Origin of the sequence: Kosakonia pseudosacchari, from assembly GCF_900184035.1 — a bacterium.
GTDB lineage: Bacteria > Pseudomonadota > Gammaproteobacteria > Enterobacterales > Enterobacteriaceae > Kosakonia > Kosakonia pseudosacchari.
Genome location: NZ_FXWP01000006.1, coordinates 30,773 through 51,368, shown reverse-complemented (window position 1 = coordinate 51,368; position 20,596 = coordinate 30,773). Strand labels below are relative to the sequence as shown.

Genomic DNA, 20,596 nt, shown 5'->3' with positions numbered 1-20,596 from the left:
CCCATTTGCCTGAAATAAAAACAGGCGCTATTTTCAGCGCCTGAGAGAGAAACTGCAATGCTTAAAACAGATCGTTAAGCATCACACCCACGCCGACACGTGTCTGATTGAAATTGTAGTCAATCAACGATTCGCCGTACCCGCTGTAGACCTGCGTATAAAGACGTACGTGTTTAGTCACTGGGTAGCTTAGCCCGAGTTCCGCGCCGCCGTAGCCGGTATTCCAGTTATATTGTCCTTTTGCGCTGAGGATCGCATCGCCAATCTGGTAGCCGATTTTCAACTGGTAATAACCCATATATTTGGTGATATCCGGGTTGTCATCAACCGATCCCACCACATACCACGGTTTCACCTCCACCAGCCAGTTACCGCTTTGCGCCATTAAGCGCGTATACGCGCGGTTCCAGCTGCGCGAAGTCGGATCGGAACGCCCGTTCGAATCGTGGTTAAAACCAAACTCCACGTCGCGCAACGTCCAGCCGGCAAACTCGTAATCGGTGGCAAAACCGAGGAACAGTTGCGGTTCGTAGTTGGTTTCACGGAACGGAGAAGACTCGCCGCTGTTTGACAGCTGCCACCAGGATTTTTGTGTGTAGGAACCACCGAACACCGAGTTTGGCCCCAAAATCCCGCGCCAGAACGGAAACGCCAGACTGAGCTGGAACTTCACTTCGTCTTTACGCGCATTGTCCGCCCAGTTATAGGAGCGAATCGCTTCTTTATTCAGATCGCTGGTATCGGTGTAGATAACGTAGTTGGATTCATAAGGATAGAGCGTGAACGGATTGTCGTGCTCCTGTAATAAGTTGGCGATGACGCTGCCGCGCACGGCTGGCGCATCATGAACTTCTTTTACCGTCGCTTCTTGTGCGTAAGCCATAAACGGCAGTGCAAGCACTGCGAAAAACCAACCCAGAGAGGTCCGCATCGGTTTGCTGCTCCAAATCATATTGTTGAATTGACGAATTTCCCCGCAGGTATTCTACATATTTATTGAGTCACTGCTCATGTATCGGTTCCGAAAGTGGAAATCAACAATCGATAAGCATAAAATCAACATTTCATTAACTCATCGGATCAGATAGCCATGTCAGTTGTTCTCACAGCGGAAGAAGTCCTGAAAACGGTCGGCGAGATATTCGTTTACCACATGCCGTTTAATCGTGCGTTAGGGCTGGAGCTGGAGCGCTATGAAAAAGAGTACGCGCAGCTGAGTTTCAATAACCAACCTATGATGGTCGGCAACTGGGCGCAAAGCATTTTACACGGCGGTGTGATTGCCTCCGCGCTGGATGTCGCCGCGGGTCTGGTTTGTGTGGGCAGCACATTAACCCGCCATGAAACGATTAGCGAAGAGGAGCTGCGCCAGCGTTTAGCACGCATGGGCACGATCGATTTACGCGTCGATTACCTGCGACCGGGTCGCGGCACGCGCTTTACCGCCAGTAGCAGCTTGCTGCGCGCGGGTAATAAAGTTGCCGTCGCGCGCGTAGAGCTGCACAACGAAGAACAGCTCTATATTGCCAGCGCGACCGCCACCTATATGGTGGGGTGAGCCGGGCATAAAAATCGGGTACCATGAGGATTCCTTTCAGCTAAGAGCTTTCCCGATGGATGCAAAACAGACGCGGCTGGGCGTGCTTCTCGCCCTGGCCGCTTATTTTATTTGGGGCATTGCCCCGGCTTACTTCAAAACGATCTGGTTCGTTCCGGCCGACGAAATTCTGACGCATCGCGTGATCTGGTCCTTCTTCTTTATGCTGGCGCTGATTAGCGTGAGCCGCCAGTGGAGCAGCGTGAAAGCCCTGCTGCAAACGCCGAAAAAGATCCTGCTGCTGGCGCTCTCTGCCGTGCTGGTGGGGGGCAACTGGTTACTGTTTATCTGGGCGGTAAACCATAACCATATGCTGGAAGCGAGTCTCGGCTACTTTATTAACCCGCTGGTGAATATTCTGTTGGGGATGCTGTTTTTGGGCGAACGCTTTCGCCGCATGCAGTGGCTGGCGGTGCTGCTGGCAGCGATCGGGGTGCTGGTACAATTGTGGACATTCGGCTCGCTGCCGATAATCGCGCTGGGTCTGGCCTTCAGCTTTGCGTTTTACGGCCTGCTACGCAAAAAGATTGCCGTCGAAGCGCAAACCGGGATGTTGATAGAAACGCTGTGGCTGCTGCCGGTTGCCGCAGTGTGGTTGTTCGGCATTACCGATAGCCCGACCAGCCATATGGGGCAAAACAGCCTGTCGCTTAATCTGCTGTTAATGGCCGCAGGTGTCGTAACCACCGTGCCGCTGCTCTGTTTTACCGGTGCGGCAACGCGTCTGCGCCTGTCGACGCTCGGCTTTTTCCAGTACATTGGCCCCACGTTAATGTTCGTGCTGGCGGTGCTTTTTTACGGGGAACATCCCGGCGCGGATAAAATGGTGACCTTCGGCTTTATCTGGGTTGCGCTGGCTATTTTTGTGCTCGACGCGGTGTATACGCAGCGTGGTTTACGCAAAAAACCTGATTAAACCCGTGGGCGGAATAGCCGCCCAATACCTACAAAAATTTAGAGGTAAGGATTTACTCAATCGCGTAATGCGCAATGGAATGCTATGTTTGCCCCTTCGTCATTACGTTATTCAGGATGAATCAGCGATGATCCGCAGGATTTTTTTGCCGTCGGGCAAAACGTGCCTCGCGCGTGGGCCGTATATCCTTATTTTTTTACTTCTGCATATTCTCTTTTTAGTTGTCGCCTTTAATGTGGCCGAACTGCCTGTTCTGCCGCTGGTGTGCTTTCTGCTTTACACCTATTTAAAGCTAAATATTAATGCGCAACGCTGCAGAGATAGCGGTGCAAAAGGCCGCTATGTGGTCATTTTTTCATTGCTGGTCTACCTGGCCTCGCTGGCGGTTGCCGCTACCGGTGTTGTCAGCGATGTAGAGTGCGTGAGCTTAGGTATCAGAATCTATTTCGGTTACGACGTGCTGGTATTTTTCGTCTTTATGCTCGCACCGACGCAGTTAAAGCAACAAATTAATTCGACGGACCACGTGTCTATTTCAGGAGGGGAAAATGAGTAACATCAACACTTATGATTATAAAAGCGACCATTCATTAAGCGACAAATGGAAGTATCGTTTCGCATTCTATGAGAAGAATGGCTACCCCTCTTTTTGGGGGATGAGCCCGGCATGGAAAAACGCCTATAAAGAAATGACCTTCGGGCAGAAGATAAAAGTCTCTTTCAATTTCTTCGCCTGGTTTTTTTCTATTATCTATTTGCTGATCCTTGGTTTATGGAAGAAAGCCCTGTTAGTTTTAGTTATCAACGTTGTTGTGATCGTGGTTGCGGTTATTTTTAACATTGGCTTCCTGGGTTATATGGTCAACGCCATCATCGCCTGTCGGGCCAACATTTGGTATTACGATCTAAAAGTGAAGGGCAAACAGGACTGGAGCCTGTAATAAAAAAGGTTCAGCGTAATGCTGAACCTTTTTGTTTTTATAGCCAGTTACGGCGCTTGAAGTAGAGATAAGGCGCGAGCCCCGCGAGGATCATAAAGATAATTGCGCCAGGGTAACCAAAGCTCCAGTGCAGTTCGGGCATAAATTCAAAGTTCATGCCGTAGCTGGAAGCCACCAGCGTCGGCGGCAGGAACACGACCGATACCACCGAGAAGATCTTGATGATGCGGTTCTGCTCGATATTGATAAAACCCATCGCCGCCTGCATCAGGAAGTTCACTTTCTGGAACAATGATTCGTTGTGCGGCAGCAGGGATTCGATATCGCGCAGGATCTCGCGCGCCTGCTCAAGCTGACCGGCCGGTAAACGCGCCTTACGCACCAGGAAGTTCAACGCGCGCTGGGTATCCATCAGACACAGGCGAACTTTCCAGCCGATATCTTCCTGTTCCGCCAGCGTCGAAAGCGCGTCGTCATACTCGTCGCCCTGCTGGCCTTCCATAATGACGCGGCTCAGCTTTTCCAGATCGCTGTAAATGTTTTCGATTTCATCCGCCAGTTGCTCAATTTTGGTTTCGAACAGATCCAGCAGCAATTCATAAGCGTTACCGTCGACCATCTCCTGGCTGCGGGCGCGCATACGATACAGGCGAAACGCGGGCAGCTCGCGCTCACGTAGAGTGAACAGGCGACCTTCGCGGATGGTAAATGCGACGGTTGAGTTTCCTGCGTGATCTTCAGCATCTTCAAAAAAGAAGAAGGAGTGGATGTGCAGGCCGTCTTCGTCTTCAAAAAAACGCGCCGACGCCTCGATGTCTTCCAGTTCAGGTCGGGTGGCCAGGTTCTGGCCCAATTCCGTTTGCACGCGGGTACGTTCTTCATCGTCCGGCTCGACCAAATCAACCCAAACAGAGCTGGCGAGGTGCTTGATTTCGTCAGCCTCAAGGCGGGTTAAACGATTGTTTTCCAGTTGAAATGCGCTCAGCATAGCCGGGACTCCCAATGCAAAAAATATCGGACAGTTCGGTGGGCACACAGAGAAACAAATTGGGTTTCAGACCATTAAACAGCCTGACTCAGCGCGACGGGAATACAGCGGGTCGCTGACAACCTCTAAGGCCATCAGCATGAGGAGATAGCCTTAGGAGTTGTTCCTGAAAACCAGGAAATTGAGCCAGTATCTACTGGGTGTGTCCAAGGCGAATGTCCTCTTAGCGTGATCGTGCGCGCATGTTACGCCAGCACTCAGAAGGCGTCAACACGCAACGAAACGCTAAAGAGCAATATTTGCCCTTCAGCGTATAAGGCTAGCAGAATATTACAAAATAATGATATTTTTCTGAAAGTTACACGGTTTCGAGCTTGGCGTAAGCCGCCACCAGCCATTTGATACCTTGCCCCTGGAAAGCCACCTGTAAACGACTGTGCTCACCGCTGCCTTCCATGTTCACCACCGTGCCTTCGCCAAACTTGGCATGGCGTACGCGCTGGCCAAGTTTATAGCCGGTATCGCTTTGCGCAACCGGCGTACCCATGCGCTGATGGCTAACCGGGCGGCTGATGCTGGCGCGCAAACGCACCTCTTCCACACACGCTTCCGGCAACTCGCCAATAAAGCGCGACGGGCGGTGATACACCTCTTTGCCGTAAAGGCGGCGCGTTTCCGCATAGGTTAAGGTCAGTTTTTGCATGGCGCGCGTCACACCGACATACGCCAGGCGACGTTCCTCTTCCAGCCGCCCGCCTTCATCCAGCGACATCTGGCTGGGGAACATGCCCTCTTCCATGCCGACAATAAACACCTGCGGGAACTCCAGGCCTTTCGCCGAGTGCAGCGTCATCAACTGCACCGCATCCTGCCAGGTATCCGCCTGCCCTTCGCCCGCTTCCAGTGCGGCGTGGGAGAGAAATGCCTGCAGCGGCATTAAATCTTCGTCTTCTTCGTTGTAGCTGAACTGGCGCGTCGCGGTAACCAGTTCCTCTAAGTTCTCGATACGCGTCTGGCCCTTTTCGCCTTTTTCCTGCTCGTACATCATGCGCAGGCCGGAATCGCTGATCACCCGGTCGGTTTGCACATGCAGCGGCATATCCGCCGTTTCCTGTGCCAGCGCGTCAATCAGTTCAAGGAAACGTTGCAGCGCGCTCGCCGCACGGCCCGCCAGCGCTTTCTCCTGTAACAACTCACGCGTTGCCTGCCATAACGTCAACTGGCGATCGCGCGAGGTTTGGCGCACCACGTCCAGCGTGCGATCGCCGATGCCGCGCGTTGGCGTATTCACCACGCGCTCAAAGGCGGCGTCATCATTGCGATTGGCGATCAGGCGCAGGTAGGAGAGCGCATCTTTAATTTCCTGACGTTCGAAGAATCGCATACCGCCATAAATCCGGTACGGCATACTGGCTTGCAGCAGCGCCTCTTCCAGCACGCGCGACTGGGCGTTGCTACGATAGAGAATGGCGCACTGCGAAAGCTGGCCGCCGTTATCCTGCCAGGCTTTAATGCGATTCACGACATAACGCGCTTCATCCAGCTCGTTAAAGGCGCAGTAGAGTGAAATCAGCTCGCCGTCGACGCCATCGGTCCACAGTTTTTTACCCAAACGCCCGTTATTATTCTCAATCAGGGCGTTCGCCGCGCTCAGGATATTGCTGGTCGAACGGTAGTTCTGCTCCAGGCGGATCGTCTGCGCGCCGGGGAAGTCTTTCAGGAAGCGCTGGATGTTTTCCACCTGCGCACCGCGCCAGCCGTAAATGGACTGATCATCGTCACCGACGATCATCACTTTGCCGGTATCGCCCGCCAGCAGGCGGATCCACGCGTATTGAATGTTGTTGGTATCCTGGAATTCGTCCACCAGGATATTGGTAAAGCGTTCGCGGTAGTGCTGCAAAATATGCGGCTTATTGAGCCACAACTCATGGGCGCGCAGCAGCAGTTCGGCGAAATCCACCAGCCCGGCGCGATCGCAGGCTTCCTGATAGGCCTGGTAAACTTTCTGCCAGGTTTGTTCCACCGGGTTACCGAAACTTTGAATATGGTGCGGACGAATACCTTCGTCTTTCTGGCCGTTGATGTACCACATCGCCTGACGCGGTGGCCACTGTTTCTCGTCGAGGTTCATCGCTTTGATCAAACGTTTGAGTAAACGCAGCTGATCTTCGCTGTCGAGAATCTGGAAATCCTGCGGCAGGTTGGCGTCCATATGGTGCGCGCGCAGCAAACGGTGCGCGAGGCCGTGGAACGTGCCAACCCACATCCCGCCCTGCGACGTACCCATCAACTGACCGATACGGTGACGCATCTCCGCCGCCGCTTTGTTGGTGAAAGTCACCGCCATAATGGAGTATGGCGAGCAGTTTTCCACGGTCATCAGCCAGGCAATACGGTGTACCAGCACGCGCGTCTTACCGCTCCCCGCCCCTGCCAGCACCAGCATATTGCTGCGCTCGGCGGCTACGGCGTCGCGCTGTTTGTCATTGAGGCTGTCGAGCAGATAAGAAACGTCCATTGGCACCGCCGCGAAATATTACTGGAAATTTATACAGAACAGCTGGTGATTATATCAGCGTAGTGAGGGATGCCAACCGCGAAATTTCCACATGCGGTAGTAACCGGCTGTCGCTGGCTTGCAGCAGATCTGCGCCTTCCGGCTTGATCCAACAAGCCTGCATGCCGCAGCGCACCGCCCCGGCAACGTCGGTGGTCAAATCATCGCCAACATGCAGGATATCACCAATCGCCACGCCGAGACGCTCAGCCGCCAGGTGGTACATATCGCTAAACGGTTTTGAGCGACCATCCGGCCCGGCACGCAGCACGAATTCAAAGTAGTCGCCCAGGCCGAACAACTCCGGCTGCGCGTTACCGTTGGTGATCGCCACCAGCGGCCACTTTTTGCCGAGCTTCCTCAGCGTGTCGTGCGTTTCCTCTGGCACATCAATACGGCTGCGCCATTTGGCAAAATTGACCATCGCGGCATTTGCACCGGCAGCGGCTTCTTCCGCTGTCAGACCAGCGTCCAGCATCGCGCGTTCAACGGCACGCCGACGCCACTCGGTGACATCGTGATAAATATCCGGTTCGGTTTCCCGCAGCGACTGGCGCAAGCGGTGGAATTCTGTGTTTTCCAGGTTGCTTAACGCCGGGTGATAACGCTGCACAAACGCCAGCGCTTCCTGTTCTGTGCGCTGGATAACCAACCGGTTGTCGTAAAGGGTGTCGTCCAGGTCGAAGGTGATCGCGGAGATCTGACCTAATGGGCGGTAAAAACGCATTATTTCCCCCGTTTGGCGCGCGGGTGCGCCGCATCGTATACCGAAGCAAGATGTTGAAAATCAAGATGAGTATATATCTGAGTGGTGGACAGATTGGCGTGACCAAGCAGTTCCTGCACACCGCGCAGATCGCCGCTTGATTCGAGCATATGGGTGGCGAAAGAGTGGCGCAGCTTATGTGGATGCACGTGGCTGTTCAATCCTTGCTTAATGCCCCATTCAGCGAAGCGCTTTTGTACATTGCGCGCGGAGATGCGTTTGCCGAGCTTCGACAAAAACAGCGCATCGTCCTCGGCACCGAACAGGCCACGCAGATCAAGCCAGTGTTCAATCCAGGCGACCGCGTTGCGGCCAATCGGCAAGCGGCGCTCTTTGCTGCCCTTACCAAGCACCCACACTTCACCGCTTTCCAGATCCAGATGCTTAATATCCAGATTCACCAGTTCAGACAAACGCAGACCCGCGCCATACATTACTTCAAGCATCGCGCGATCGCGTACGGCTAACGGATCGTTAAGATCAATATCCAGCAGCCGGTTAATATCATCAACGTCAATGTTTTTCGGCAGATGGCGCGGCGCTTTTGGCGCGGAAATGCCTTTTGCCGGATTGGCGGGCAACTCGCCCTGGCTGACCATCCAGTCAAAGAAACTGCGCAGCGCCGAGAGCCGCAGCGCCAGGCTCGCCGCGCCCAGCCCTTTGCGCCGGCTGCGCACGGCAATGGTACGCACCATCGCAGCATCACATTGTTGCCAGCTTTTCAGACCCGTTTCTTCGGTCAAAGCAATAATGGCATCAAGCTGACGCTGATAATTTAAAAGCGTGATAGGGCTGAGCTGGCGTTCAACGCTAAGGTAGCGCAGAAAACGGGTGACGAACGAAAACAGCGGAGAATCGGTCATACGCGCTCAATCCAGCGCTCCAGCAGATCCGGCAGCATCTGCGCGATCTCGTCCAGCAACTGAGTGCCTTGTCCCTGTTGATAATGGTGAACGTCGCGACTGCTGAACAACACAACGCCCAGCGCGCCATCCGGCCCCATCAGCGACATCGCGACGGAACCAATCGCTTTCGCGTCCGGCAACAGCAGCAGTAACTCCGGCCCGTTTAACGGCCCAAGATAGTGATGCTGCTGGCCAAGACGCTGAATGCGCAGCGGTTCAAATGCCTGTCTTGAGAGCGCAAGATGGGTAAACTTCGACGGCGCACCAAGACGCCAGCGATCGGGAAACAGGCGGATAGTGGCGCCCGCCAGCCCTAAATCGCGTGCCCAGCGATGGAAACGGTTGAGCAACTCGTCGAGGCTCGGCGCGGACGCCAGCCGCCCTTGCAGGCGCAACAAACGGTAGAACAAACCTTCATTCGCGCTGGCCTGCTCCATCAACAGCGTCATGTTCTCTTCCAGCACATTGATGTGATTGCGCGAGCGCGCCATGTGCCATTCCACCAGCGAAACGGTGTCGCGCACCGCATGTGGTACACGCATCTGTTCCACCAGCCGTGCATTGCGGATAAAGAAATCAGGGTTACGCAGCAGATAATCGATGACCTCACGGTCATCCAGCTGTGTAAAGGTATCCTGTAGTTCTTCCCCTGGCTGCTTCATAACTGAATAAACCCGTCGTAGACATGTGCCGCCGGGCCAGTCATATACAGTGGTTGGCCCGGGCCTTTCCATGCGATATCAAGTCGACCGCCTGGTAACTCCACGCGAACATTTTCCGCCAGCAAACCCTGCGAGATGCCGACAGCGACAGCCGCGCAAGCACCGCTGCCGCAGGCCTGGGTTTCCCCGGCGCCGCGCTCATAAACGCGCAGGCGAATGTTGTCCGGTTTAACGACTTGCATAAAGCCGATGTTCGCACGCTCAGGAAAACGTTCGTGGCTTTCCAGAACCGGCCCCAGCGTTTCGACGGGGGCGGTGTTGACGTCGTCCACCTGAATCACGCAGTGCGGGTTGCCCATCGAGACAACGCCGCACAATACTGTGTGCTCTGCCGCGCGCATAATATAGGTCTTTTCCGCTTTGTTCGCGCGAAACGGCACCTGCGACGGTTCGAAGTTCGGCTCGCCCATATTCACGCGCACTAACTCATCTTCCGTTACGCTCAATACCATACGACCGTTCGCCGTACTGACGCGGATATCACGTTTATTGGTCAATCCTTTCAGGCGAACAAAACGAGCGAAGCAGCGCGCGCCATTGCCGCACTGCGACACTTCGCTGCCATCGGCATTAAAAATTCGATAGTGAAAATCAAGTTCAGGATCGTAAGGAGGCTCAACCACCAGCAACTGGTCGAACCCTACGCCAAGATGGCGATCCGCCAGACGACGGATCAGCTCCGGGGAAAAAAAGACATTCTGCGTTACCGCGTCGACGACCATAAAATCGTTGCCAAGGCCATGCATTTTTGAGAACTGCATCATCTACTCCATTTGCGCGGATACAGAACGGTAACGTCAGTAATTCACCTGCGTCGGTGAGCCGTCATCACCACGATCGTTTGTATCCGGCGCGGCTGGCTGAATCGTGCTGGTTTGCGTTTTGGTTGGCGGCGGCGCGTTTTTATCGGCGGGCGGGAAGTAGAGTGGGCCTTTCAGACCACAGCCCGTCAGGCTAAACAGAGTCAGCAGTACGGCCAGCGTGCGAAACACATCTTTCATTATAAGTTGCCTGTAAGTTCGTTCTTTCTGCTTTCTATCATCGCAGGAGAAGACACAAAAGCAAGAGTTTGCGCGTTTAGGGCATCGGGAAATGTTTCGCGTTATACTGCTGCCATCATAAAAAACGGGATAAGAGAATGAACGACAGTGAATTTCATCGCCTCGCAGACGGCCTGTGGCTGACCATTGAAGAACGCCTGGATGACTGGGACGGCGACAGTGATATCGACTGCGAGATCAACGGCGGCGTGCTGACTATCAGCTTTGAAAACGGCAGCAAAATCATTATTAACCGCCAGGAACCGCTACACCAGGTCTGGCTGGCGACCAAACAAGGCGGCTACCATTTTGACCTGAAAGGTGACGAATGGGTGTGCGATCGCAGCGGTGAGAAATTCTGGGATCTGCTGGAACAGGCGGCGAGCCAACAAGCAGGAGAAACGGTCAGCTTCCGCTGACTTTCATTGCCCGGTGGAACGCCGGGCAAATCGATTAAGAGAAGTACTGCTGAAGCAACGGCGCGTCGTTATCCTGATTTGCCGGCGTCGCGGTGCTAATTGCCTGATTACGGAACGGAATCACCTGCGCGCGCCCTTCAACGTTCACAATCTGGTAGAACTGCGGCAAGTTAAAGTTGATAAAGCTCGAACCGTACGTAAAGCGATCATGAGATGAAGAATAGAAACGGCTGACATCGCGCACCAGCTCTTCTTTGCTGCCTTCGCAGTGGTGATAAACTTCCGCGCGGTTGCTCTCATCCAGGATATAGATGTTAAAGCCCTCTTCGCCGGTCTCCTCAAAGAAGAACTGAATAATCCCTTCGCTGGCAAAACCATCCACCACCGCAGGTAATTCCACGTGATTGGTTTCCACCTGCACCGAAAGGCCATGCAGCTTGTTATGAGAAATCGCGCCGTAAAACTCAATCGCGTTTTCCAGTTTCTGCACCGAGACATTGAGACGTTCAAAGAACAGCCCCCAGGTTTGCCCGGCAACACGCAACGCTTTGAAACGTCCGGTTTCCTGGCGCGTGCTGGAGAGACGCAGCTCAATACATTCTGAAACCAGTTGCTGTACACGTGTGCGAATAAGGCCACGTAAATGCTGGCTGTAGCAGAACACTTCTACGCTATCCGGCGGCGCGGCATCCTGATGCATTTTACCCAGAATGGTTTTCAGCGCTTCGATCATCGCCTGCTCGCCGTTGAAATGCAGGGTTCGCACTTCATTCCACGAGTTGCGATAGAGCAAATCTACGCTACCAACGAGGCAATTTTGCTGCTCGCCGAAGCTGAACACATCAAGTTTACGGAAATCAAAATGCACCACCTGGTTACGGAACGCCGCGGTTGGGTCGTACTCCAGGTTAACGATGATCGCCAGGTGACGGATTTCGCAAGGGCTGTAGAGCGCTTTTGGCGTCGGCGCAGGCAGCCGCAGCGGGAAGTGATGTGAAACATCCGCTACCATCTCCTGCAACTTCGGCAAATCAACAATGCCGTTGCCTTTAATAAACAGGTGCGTACGTGAAGTCAGCAGACCGTTAAACCACGCCCAGGCGACCAGCTTATTAAGGTAGCGGTTATATTCCAGCGGCTGATGGCTAACGATCGAATCCATATTTGGCGCGCGGTTGTAAAGATACCAACCCGTACGGTTGGCACGGCCCGGCGGCACATGGATGAAGGTTAAATTCGGTTCGGAGAGATCCGGGGAAATCTGCGGGTTCACCAGCGTCACTTTACCCGGTAGCGCTTCAAACGCCGCGTACAGCTTACGGGTTAATACGCCGATATCCTGCGGGCTGGCGGAAACGCTCAGATTGTTGCGGCGGGCAAAGCGAATCAGGTTGCGGTAGCTCTGCATCATCGCGTCGAGCAGTTCGTTGTGCGCTTCGCGAACCTGATCAATTTTCCAGTTTGCGCGGTTATCCAGCATCGCTACACGCGTGTCATCCCAGCCCCACTCTTTCACCAGTTGCGAAATCACTTCACGGCGCCAGCCAACGCAGGCGCGCTCGCGGCTCAGTTTCTCGCACACTTTTAAATAGAAACATCGACGAGCAAGATCGAGACGCGCGGTGTCTTCAATGGCGATCAGGTATGCCGTCACGCGCTCCAGCATCATGCAGTAGTGATCGAGACCAAACGAGACTATCTCGCCATCATGCAAACGCTGTTTGATATCTTTCGCCAACAAGCGCGTGTTGGGGTATTCCCAGGAATAAGCTTCCAGCAGCAGCGTTTTCAACACCGCTTTGTACGGCGAATCAATACTTTTATAGAGCTGCCACAGGCTGGCACCGAAGTACTCTTCCGCCGAAAGCGAGCTCAGGCCACCCAGATCGAGCCATTCGTTCGGCGTTAACACGCCCTGCGCATAGAGCGTCATGACGTAATCGTCGTAATGCTCTTCTTCGTCTCCCGGCACCATATTCCACAGGATACGTTTACCGGCCAGCCTCACGGCGGTGCGGTAAAATTCGTCAAGCAACAAAATATGCTGCGTGGAACCGCAGTCTTCGCCACCGAGGCTGCCGCTTTCATTGTGGCGGAAACGGTTTTCATCAATCAGGAAGAAGCTTACTTCAACGCCGAGCGAGGCCGCCCAGCTTTCCAGCAGGCTGCATTTACGCTGCAACAACTGGCGCTCTTCATTATCGAGCCAGGATTGATGGCAGACCCAGATGTCCAGATCCGAGGAACAGCTTTGCCCAACCGATGAGGTACTGCCCATAGAATAGACGCCGGTAATCGGCAGTTCGCCCTTCGGCGAAGCCTGCGGCGGCATGCCACGGTGCAGTTCAAGTTCGTTCAGGTAGTGAAGTTGGTTTTCATCAGGCGTGTAAAAGCAAATGCCCTGGGGAACGTTACCTTCAAGGTAGCCCGGCATCAGCGGATGGTGGTAATGCAACAATGTTGGCAGCAGACTGTAAACCTGCTGGAAAGCAGGTCCCATGGCAGCAAGCGCGCGATCCACACGCAATTGATTGATGGCATCCAGTCTCTGTTTCAGAGTCTCAATATAGAGGTACAAGACATATCGCCTGATGTTTACAGAAAATCCAAAATAGCCGTCACCTTTTTTCGCCCTTATCTTTATAGGGGGAGCGACGAAAAAATGGTCTAAAACGTGATCAATTTAACACCTTGCTCATTGACCGTAAAGAAAGATGCGCTACAAACCAGTGTAGCAGCAAACGCTCTCTGTAAAGTCCGAATTACAGCCCGGTTGCGCCTGCATTGCAGCGCTGTCGCCTTCTCGCAGCCATGCAATCTACCGCGAGCACTGACACCCTAATGCAACAATGTTAGGATGGTCAACGGACGATAAGGACGGTAACAAGCATGTTAGACAATGTTTTAAGAATTGCCACACGGCAAAGCCCTCTTGCGCTCTGGCAGGCACAATACGTTAAGGAACGCCTTGAGGCGAGCCACCCAGGATTAACAGTTGAACTGGTGCCGATGGTCACTCGCGGAGATGTGATCCTCGATACACCGCTGGCAAAAGTGGGCGGCAAGGGCCTGTTTGTCAAAGAACTCGAACTGGCGCTGCTTGAAAACCGTGCCGATATCGCCGTGCATTCCATGAAGGATGTACCGGTCGATTTCCCGCAAGGGCTTGGCCTGGTGACCATCTGTGAGCGCGACGATCCCCGCGACGCTTTTGTATCAAATCGCTATAACTCGCTGGATGAATTGCCCGCTGGCAGCATTGTCGGCACCTCCAGCCTGCGTCGCCAGTGTCAACTGGCGGAGCATCGCCCGGACCTGGTGATCCGCTCGCTGCGCGGGAATGTCGGTACGCGCCTGAGCAAGCTGGATAACGGTGAATATGACGCGATTATTCTCGCCGTTGCCGGTCTTAATCGCCTTGGACTGGGTTCCCGCGTACGCACCGCGCTGTCGCCGGAAACCTCGCTGCCAGCTGTCGGCCAGGGTGCGGTAGGTGTCGAGTGCCGCCTGGACGATACGCGCACGCGTGCCCTGCTCGCGCCGCTGAATCATGACGACACCGCCGTGCGCGTGAAAGCCGAACGCGCTATGAATACGCGTCTTGAAGGCGGCTGCCAGGTGCCAATTGGCAGCTATGCTGAACTGATTGATGGCGGGATCTGGCTGCGCGGGCTGGTTGGCGCGCCAGATGGTTCCATTATGGTACGCGGCGAACGTCGCGGCCGCCTGGAAGATGCCGAGCAGCTTGGTATCTCGCTGGCGGAAGAGTTACTCGATAATGGCGCACGCGCCATTCTGGCCGAAATTTACAACGGAGACGCCCCCGCATGAGCATTCTGGTCACCCGCCCGTCCCCCGCAGGGGAAGAATTAGTGAGCCGACTGCGCACACTGGGGCTGGTGGCCTGGAGCTTTCCGCTGATCGAATTTACGCCGGGCCGCGAGTTGGGTTCGCTCCCCACCCGGCTTGCCGCGTTAACCGCTGATGACATGGTGTTTGCGCTATCGCAACATGCCGTTTCATTCGCCCATGCACTCCTGCAACAAAAAGGGCTACGTTTTCCCAACGAACCGCACTATTTCGCAATAGGTCGCACCACCGCGCTGGCGTTACACACCGTTAGCGGAATTTACGTGCGCTATCCCCTCGATCGGGAAATCAGCGAAGTGTTGCTACAATTACCTGAATTGCAAAGTGTTCAGGGCAAGCATGCGCTAATCTTACGAGGCAATGGCGGGCGCGAAGTGCTGGCAGAAACGCTGGCGGCGCGCGGCGCTGAAGTTGAGTTTTGCGAGTGCTATCAACGCAGCGCGAAATGCTATGACGGCGCGGAAGAAGCGATGCGCTGGCACACACGCGGTGTGACCACGCTTGTGGTCACCAGCGGCGAAATGATGCAACAACTGTATTCACTTATTCCTCCCTGGTATCGGGAGAACTGGTTACTTCGCTGCCGCCTGGTGGTGGTAAGCGAACGTCTGGCGCACCTCGCCCGGGATCTGGGCTGGCAGGATATTCAGGTCGCTGACAATGCCGACAACGATGCGCTGCTTCGCGCATTACAATAACTCTCATAATGGGAAGCCATAATGACGGAACAACAACACTCCTCCGCTGAGGTTGAAGAGACCAAAGCGGCTGACGGCGCAACGCCGCCGCCGGAGAAAGCAGAGAAAAATGCACGCGCTAACAGGACCAGCCTTGCACTCAGCGCGATCGCCATCGCGATTGCACTGGCATCTGGCGCAGGGCTTTATGGCTGGGTGAAACAGCAGACGGCAACCCTGAACAACAACAATGGCGAACTCGCCGATCAGGTTATTGCCCTACAACAATCGCAGGATAAGCAGCGTGCGGAGCTGGAAGGCGTAATCAAGCAGCAATCCAGCGAGCTTGCCGCGGCCAAACACCAGAACGACGTGCTGGCAAAAGAGCTAAATGACGTACAGCAGAAAGTGGCGACCATTTCCGGCTCCGACGCCAAAACCTGGCAGCTGGCCCAGGCTGATTTCCTGGTGAAACTGGCCGGTCGCAAACTGTGGAGCGATCAGGATGTCACCACCGCGGCGGCACTGCTGAAAAGCGCCGATGCCAGCCTCGCGGATATGAACGATCCGAGCCTTATCACCGCCCGCCGCGCAATTACAGACGATATCGCCACTCTTTCCGCTATCACTCAGGTGGATTACGACGGTGCCATTCTGAAGTTAAATCAGCTTTCCAACCAGATTGATAACCTGCGTCTGGCGGACAATAACGATGATGACTCCCCGATGGACGCTGATAACGGCGAGCTTTCCAGTTCCCTGAGCGAATGGCGAGTTAATCTGCAAAAAAGCTGGCAGAACTTTATGGACAGTTTTATTACCATTCGTCGCCGTGATGAGACAGCCGTACCGCTGCTCGCGCCGAACCAGGATGTTTACCTGCGCGAAAATATCCGCTCGCGCCTGCTGGTTGCCGCGCAAGCCGTTCCGCGCCACCAGGAAGAGACCTATAAGCAAGCGCTGGATAATGTCTCCACCTGGGTACGGGCCTACTACGATACCGATGACGCTGCGACTAAAGCGTTTCTCGAAGAAGTGGACAAGCTGAGTCAACAAACCATTGCCATGGATTTGCCGGAATCACTGCAAAGCCAGCCGATTCTGGAAAAACTCATGCAGACACGCGTACGCAATCTGATGGCCCAGCCAGCCGTAGCCGCTGAACAGGCACCCGCAGCCGCAGCACCCGACGCAGCCCAGGGAGAGTAACTATGTTGAAAGTGTTATTACTCTTTGCACTGCTGATCGCCGGGATCGTTCTCGGACCAATGCTCGCCGGACATCAAGGCTATGTGCTGATCCAGACCGATAACTACAACATCGAAACCAGCGTCACCGGGTTGGTCATTATTCTGGTGCTGGCATTAGTGGTTATCTTTGCTCTCGAGTGGGTGCTGCGCCGCATTTTCCGTACTGGCTCGCATACGCGTGGCTGGTTTGTCGGCCGCAAACGCCGTCGCGCCCGTAAACAGACTGAGCAGGCGCTGCTGAAACTGGCGGAAGGCGATTATCAGCAGGTTGAAAAGCTGATGTCGAAGAATGCCGATCACGCTGAGCAACCGGTGGTTAACTACCTGCTGGCGGCAGAAGCGGCGCAGCAGCGCGGCGATGAAGTCCGCGCGAATCAGCATCTGGAACGCGCCGCAGAGCTGGCAGAGAACGATCCGATTCCGGTAGAAATCACGCGTGTGCGTCTGCAACTGGCGCGCAACGAAAACCATGCTGCGCGTCATGGTGTGGATAAGTTACTGGAAATCACACCTCGCCACCCCGAAGTGCTGCGTCTGGCAGAGCAGGCTTATATTCGCACCGGTGCGTGGACGTCGCTGGTAGATATCATCCCGTCGATGGCAAAAGCCAACGTTGGCGACGATGAACACCGCGATCTTCTGCAGCAGCAGGCGTGGATCGGCATGATGGATCAAGCACGTGCCGATCAAGGCAGCGAGGGGCTGAAAACCTGGTGGAAAAACCAGAGCCGCAAAACCCGTCAGCAGGTGGTGTTGCAGGTGGCCATGGCCGAGCACTTAATTGAGTGCGACGATCACGATACCGCACAGGAGATCGTGCTTGATGGCCTGAAGCGCCAGTACGACGATCGCCTGGTACTGGTCATCCCTCGCCTGAAAACCAACAACCCGGAGCAGATCGAAAAAGTCCTGCGCCAGCAAATCAAAACGCAGGGAGATCGCCCACTGCTGTGGAGTACGCTGGGGCAATCGTTGATGAAGCACGGTGAATGGCAGGAAGCCTGCCTTGCGTTTCGCGCCGCGCTGAAACAGCGTGCTGACGCGTTTGATTATGCCTGGCTCGCAGACTGTCTCGATCGCCTGCATCAACCGGAAGAAGCCGCCACCATGCGCCGTGACGGTTTGTTACTGACACTGCAAAACAACCCGCCTCACTAACACCCATTGATACGGGTTGCAGGAAAGCCAAAGCGCCTGCAATCCGAAGCATGGAGTGTTACGACATAAAAAAACGCCTGCCGGAATACTCAGGCAGGCGTTAAAACAGGTCTTTGACAACTAAATGGGTGCTTCACTCAACGTTATGTCCATGGTGTTTGATGAGGCCGAAGCGACATCTGTCTGTGGACGATAAGCACCGTAAACGGCTCTGCATCATTCCTGAGTTTATGAGGCCTGAAGGCGAACATAAGAGATGGAATGAGCATCTACGCGTATATTATTGCACATACCGTGCCATAACTGCATTAACAAATGTTACACCGCGCAAACTTTTAAAATATCAGCAAATTCAGCGTTTCTTGCCCATCGACCACGCCTTCACCGCCTTTGCCAAATGCCAATGTGTCGCTCCGGAACGACAAATAGCAGGCTAATCATCAAGGCCATTTAAAATCAGTGAGTTAAATGTCGCCACAGAGCGACACCGTAAGGGCAGATTGTCGTCCACGAGCAACACAGGCAAAAAGGATGATGGAAACGTGCAAAAGAAGAGAAGAAGGGACAGGAAAGACAAAAACAAAAAACCCCGCTTACGCGGGGTTCAAAATTGGTCGGCGAGAGAGGATTCGAACCTCCGACCCACTGGTCCCAAACCAGTTGCGCTACCAAGCTGCGCTACTCGCCGTTTTACTGCTTTTTGAATTTTTTGTTCAATCTAAGTTGTGGTGCGAGGGGGGGGACTCGAACCCCCACATCCTAAGGACACTAACACCTGAAGCTAGCGCGTCTACCAATTCCGCCACCTTCGCATTCCACGAAACTTGTACTGCAAAATAATGGGGTGGCTAATGGGACTCGAACCCACGACAACTGGAATCACAATCCAGGGCTCTACCAACTGAGCTATAGCCACCACTGTAAATCTGTTCACGCGGTATCGTGATATTTCACGAACCACCGCAGCTCAAGCGCCGGGTTTAAATGGCGCGCCCGACAGGATTCGAACCTGAGACCTCTGCCTCCGGAGGGCAGCGCTCTATCCAGCTGAGCTACGGGCGCGTAGCGCCGTTGCGGGGGTGGATAGTACGGACTTCGGGCGCGGCTGTCTAGTGCTTTTTTGAAGAAAATGCGCGTTTGGTTATGCTTTGCGCATTTTGCCTCTTATTCACCCACCCGTTGCGTAACAGCATGCCGATGGAAGCCAAATACCTTATACGCCACCGTTACCGCAGCGAGGAAGATAATGCCGACAAACAGCGACATACGCGTATCGTCGTTGAAGCCCATCCCTACCAGCACGCAAATCAGAAATGCCATGGTTAACCAGTTTGCCCACGGGAACAGCATCGAGCGGAACGGATGGCTGGCAATCGCTTTTTTATGTGCCTTACGAAAACGCAGTTGGCTTATCAAAATCACGAACCACGGCACCATGCCGGGCAATACGCTGGCGCTATATACGTAAACAAATACGCGCTGTGGGTTGGGAATGATGTAGTTCAGGCAAGAGCCGACCAGCAGAATAATGATGGAAATGGTCACGCCCATCGCCGGAACGCCGCTTTTGGACACTTTTGCCACCACCGCCGGCAGCTGGCGGTTCTTCGCCAATGCGTAAAGCATACGACCACAGCTATACATGCCGCTGTTGCAACCGGACAGCGCCGCTGTCAGCACCACAAAGTTAATGATGCCTGCCGCCGCCGTGATACCGATTTTGGCGAAAGTCAGCACAAACGGGCTGCCATTGGTGCCAATTTCGTTCCAGGGGAAGATGGTGACGATAACAAAGATGGCGCCCACATAGAAAATCAGAATGCGCCACAGCACTTTACTTACCGCGCTACGCAGCGTCACTTGCGGGTTTTTCGCTTCACCTGCGGTGATACCAATCAACTCGACGCCCTGGTAAGAGGCCACAACGATACAGAGCGCGGTTAAAAAGCCTTTCCAGCCGCCGGCAAAGAAACCGCCATGTTCGGTCAGGTTGCCAAAACCGATAGAGTGACCGCCGTTACCAAAGCCGAAGAAAATCACGCCCAGGCCCACGACAATCATCACGATAATGGTGGTGACTTTGATCATCGCAAACCAGAATTCAATTTCACCATACAAACGCACCGCTGCCAGGTTGGCCAGGGCGACCAGCCCCACCGCAATCAGCGCGGGTATCCACTGCGCAAGATCCGGGAACCAGAACTGGACATACACGCCAATCGCGGTGATTTCCGAGATGCCAACCGCCATCCACATAAACCAGTAGGACCAGGCGGTGAGATAGCCAAAGAACGGGCTCATATAACGATGCGCATAAACCGCGAAGGAACCGGCGACCGGCTCCAGAAACAGCATCTCGCCCATTGAGCGCATAATAAAGAAGACGAAAATCCCGGCGATAATATACGCCAGCAATACCGACGGGCCTGCCCATTTCAGCGTACTGGCAGCGCCCATAAACAGGCCTACACCTATGGTGCCCCCGAGGGCAATTAATTCAATGTGACGAGACTCCAGACCACGCTGAAGCTCTGGTTTGTTTTCGGCCATAAATCCTCTGTTGTGTTTGCTTCTTTCTTTGCCCGCTCTGCGGGTTATTGTTATGAGTTTTTCCTCAGCTCATAACAGGCCATGCTGCACCGACCCGGAAATGGTTGGCGCAAAAAACACCACGGCACTGCAATGAGTGAGCGAATGGTTTCTTAAAATGAGGGAAATGGCAAACGATGTATAAAAAAAACAGGCGTAATGCACAATAAAACAACAACCGAAAGGAAAAAGGCAGCG

General features: G+C 54.2%; 20 protein-coding genes and 4 tRNA genes. 9 read left to right on the top strand and 15 right to left on the bottom strand.

Annotation, left to right across the window (positions count from 1 at the left end; genetic code table 11):
* Positions 1 to 61: 61 nt before the first annotated feature.
* A complete protein-coding gene (gene pldA / locus BN2591_RS01495; protein ID WP_086868477.1) occupies positions 62 to 931 on the bottom strand; it encodes a phospholipase A in 870 nt (289 codons plus the stop codon).
* Positions 932 to 1,090: 159 nt separating this feature from the next.
* Between pldA and yigI the strand changes: the two genes are divergently transcribed.
* The 4 genes from yigI to BN2591_RS01475 are packed head-to-tail and all read left to right on the top strand — an operon-like array spanning position 1,091 to position 3,454.
* A complete protein-coding gene (yigI, locus tag BN2591_RS01490; protein ID WP_017459741.1) occupies positions 1,091 to 1,558 on the top strand; it encodes an acyl-CoA thioesterase YigI in 468 nt (155 codons plus the stop codon).
* Between the two features lie 55 nt (positions 1,559 to 1,613).
* Entirely contained in the window at positions 1,614 to 2,513 is a 900-nt protein-coding gene (gene rarD, locus BN2591_RS01485) for an EamA family transporter RarD (protein ID WP_086868475.1), read from the top strand.
* A complete protein-coding gene (locus BN2591_RS01480; protein ID WP_244172968.1) occupies positions 2,488 to 3,069 on the top strand; it encodes a hypothetical protein in 582 nt (193 codons plus the stop codon). Before rarD ends, BN2591_RS01480 begins: the two co-directional genes overlap by 26 nt.
* Complete coding sequence (locus tag BN2591_RS01475) at positions 3,062 to 3,454, top strand: DUF2628 domain-containing protein (protein WP_086868473.1); 393 nt, start codon at positions 3,062 to 3,064, stop codon at positions 3,452 to 3,454. Before BN2591_RS01480 ends, BN2591_RS01475 begins: the two co-directional genes overlap by 8 nt.
* A 37-nt stretch (positions 3,455 to 3,491) precedes the next feature.
* Here the strand turns inward: BN2591_RS01475 and corA are convergent, their stop codons facing one another.
* From corA to lptM, 8 genes are all read right to left on the bottom strand, one after another.
* Positions 3,492 to 4,442, bottom strand: coding sequence for a magnesium/cobalt transporter CorA (gene corA, locus BN2591_RS01470; protein WP_017459737.1), 951 nt, complete (start codon positions 4,440 to 4,442; stop codon positions 3,492 to 3,494).
* Between the two features lie 153 nt (positions 4,443 to 4,595).
* Positions 4,596 to 4,652 carry a YsgD/CorL family protein gene (gene ysgD, locus BN2591_RS24955; protein ID WP_353609977.1) on the bottom strand — a complete coding sequence of 19 codons (57 nt, stop codon included), beginning with the start codon at positions 4,650 to 4,652 and terminating at the stop codon, positions 4,596 to 4,598.
* A gap of 148 nt (positions 4,653 to 4,800) precedes the next feature.
* Positions 4,801 to 6,963: a DNA helicase II gene (gene uvrD, locus BN2591_RS01465; protein ID WP_065369794.1), complete on the bottom strand. Its 2,163-nt coding sequence runs from the start codon at positions 6,961 to 6,963 to the stop codon at positions 4,801 to 4,803.
* Positions 6,964 to 7,012: 49 nt separating this feature from the next.
* The gene (gene yigB / locus BN2591_RS01460) at positions 7,013 to 7,729 is read right to left on the bottom strand and encodes a 5-amino-6-(5-phospho-D-ribitylamino)uracil phosphatase YigB (protein WP_086868471.1); all 717 of its coding nucleotides are present in this window, start codon (positions 7,727 to 7,729) and stop codon (positions 7,013 to 7,015) included.
* Complete coding sequence (xerC, locus tag BN2591_RS01455; RefSeq protein WP_086868469.1) at positions 7,729 to 8,631, bottom strand: tyrosine recombinase XerC; 903 nt, start codon at positions 8,629 to 8,631, stop codon at positions 7,729 to 7,731. The genes yigB and xerC overlap by 1 nt, the downstream gene beginning before the upstream one ends.
* The gene (locus BN2591_RS01450) at positions 8,628 to 9,335 is read right to left on the bottom strand and encodes a DUF484 domain-containing protein (RefSeq protein WP_086868467.1); all 708 of its coding nucleotides are present in this window, start codon (positions 9,333 to 9,335) and stop codon (positions 8,628 to 8,630) included. The genes xerC and BN2591_RS01450 overlap by 4 nt, the downstream gene beginning before the upstream one ends.
* Positions 9,332 to 10,156: a diaminopimelate epimerase gene (dapF, locus tag BN2591_RS01445; protein ID WP_086868465.1), complete on the bottom strand. Its 825-nt coding sequence runs from the start codon at positions 10,154 to 10,156 to the stop codon at positions 9,332 to 9,334. Before dapF ends, BN2591_RS01450 begins: the two co-directional genes overlap by 4 nt.
* Positions 10,157 to 10,192: 36 nt before the next feature.
* Positions 10,193 to 10,396, bottom strand: coding sequence for an LPS translocon maturation chaperone LptM (lptM, locus tag BN2591_RS01440; RefSeq protein WP_086868463.1), 204 nt, complete (start codon positions 10,394 to 10,396; stop codon positions 10,193 to 10,195).
* 137 nt (positions 10,397 to 10,533) lie between these two features.
* Between lptM and cyaY the strand changes: the two genes are divergently transcribed.
* Complete coding sequence (cyaY, locus tag BN2591_RS01435) at positions 10,534 to 10,854, top strand: iron donor protein CyaY (protein ID WP_086868461.1); 321 nt, start codon at positions 10,534 to 10,536, stop codon at positions 10,852 to 10,854.
* Between the two features lie 34 nt (positions 10,855 to 10,888).
* Here cyaY and cyaA read toward each other — a convergent pair whose 3' ends face one another.
* Entirely contained in the window at positions 10,889 to 13,432 is a 2,544-nt protein-coding gene (gene cyaA, locus BN2591_RS01430; protein ID WP_086868459.1) for a class I adenylate cyclase, read from the bottom strand.
* A 311-nt stretch (positions 13,433 to 13,743) separates the two neighbouring features.
* Here cyaA and hemC point away from each other — a divergent pair, with 311 nt between their 5' ends.
* The 4 genes from hemC to hemY are packed head-to-tail and all read left to right on the top strand — an operon-like array spanning position 13,744 to position 17,809.
* The gene (hemC, locus tag BN2591_RS01425) at positions 13,744 to 14,685 is read left to right on the top strand and encodes a hydroxymethylbilane synthase (protein ID WP_086868457.1); all 942 of its coding nucleotides are present in this window, start codon (positions 13,744 to 13,746) and stop codon (positions 14,683 to 14,685) included.
* Positions 14,682 to 15,422: a uroporphyrinogen-III synthase gene (gene hemD / locus BN2591_RS01420; protein ID WP_086868455.1), complete on the top strand. Its 741-nt coding sequence runs from the start codon at positions 14,682 to 14,684 to the stop codon at positions 15,420 to 15,422. The genes hemC and hemD overlap by 4 nt, the downstream gene beginning before the upstream one ends.
* 21 nt (positions 15,423 to 15,443) lie before the next feature.
* Complete coding sequence (gene hemX, locus BN2591_RS01415) at positions 15,444 to 16,610, top strand: uroporphyrinogen-III C-methyltransferase (protein ID WP_086868454.1); 1,167 nt, start codon at positions 15,444 to 15,446, stop codon at positions 16,608 to 16,610.
* A 2-nt stretch (positions 16,611 to 16,612) separates the two neighbouring features.
* On the top strand, positions 16,613 to 17,809 hold the full coding sequence (hemY, locus tag BN2591_RS01410; RefSeq protein ID WP_065369785.1) for a protoheme IX biogenesis protein HemY: 1,197 nt from the start codon (positions 16,613 to 16,615) through the stop codon (positions 17,807 to 17,809).
* A 611-nt stretch (positions 17,810 to 18,420) separates the two neighbouring features.
* Here hemY and BN2591_RS01405 read toward each other — a convergent pair.
* The 5 genes from BN2591_RS01405 to thrP all read right to left on the bottom strand — a co-directional run bounded on the left by BN2591_RS01405 (position 18,421) and on the right by thrP (position 20,359).
* Positions 18,421 to 18,497, bottom strand: a tRNA-Pro gene (locus tag BN2591_RS01405).
* Positions 18,498 to 18,535: 38 nt separating this feature from the next.
* Positions 18,536 to 18,621: transfer RNA gene (locus BN2591_RS01400), tRNA-Leu, on the bottom strand.
* Positions 18,622 to 18,649: 28 nt separating this feature from the next.
* Positions 18,650 to 18,725: transfer RNA gene (locus BN2591_RS01395), tRNA-His, on the bottom strand.
* Positions 18,726 to 18,794: 69 nt separating this feature from the next.
* Positions 18,795 to 18,871, bottom strand: a tRNA-Arg gene (locus tag BN2591_RS01390).
* A 102-nt stretch (positions 18,872 to 18,973) separates the two neighbouring features.
* Positions 18,974 to 20,359, bottom strand: coding sequence for a bifunctional threonine/serine APC transporter ThrP (thrP, locus tag BN2591_RS01385; RefSeq protein ID WP_086868452.1), 1,386 nt, complete (start codon positions 20,357 to 20,359; stop codon positions 18,974 to 18,976).
* Positions 20,360 to 20,596: the final 237 nt, after the last annotated feature.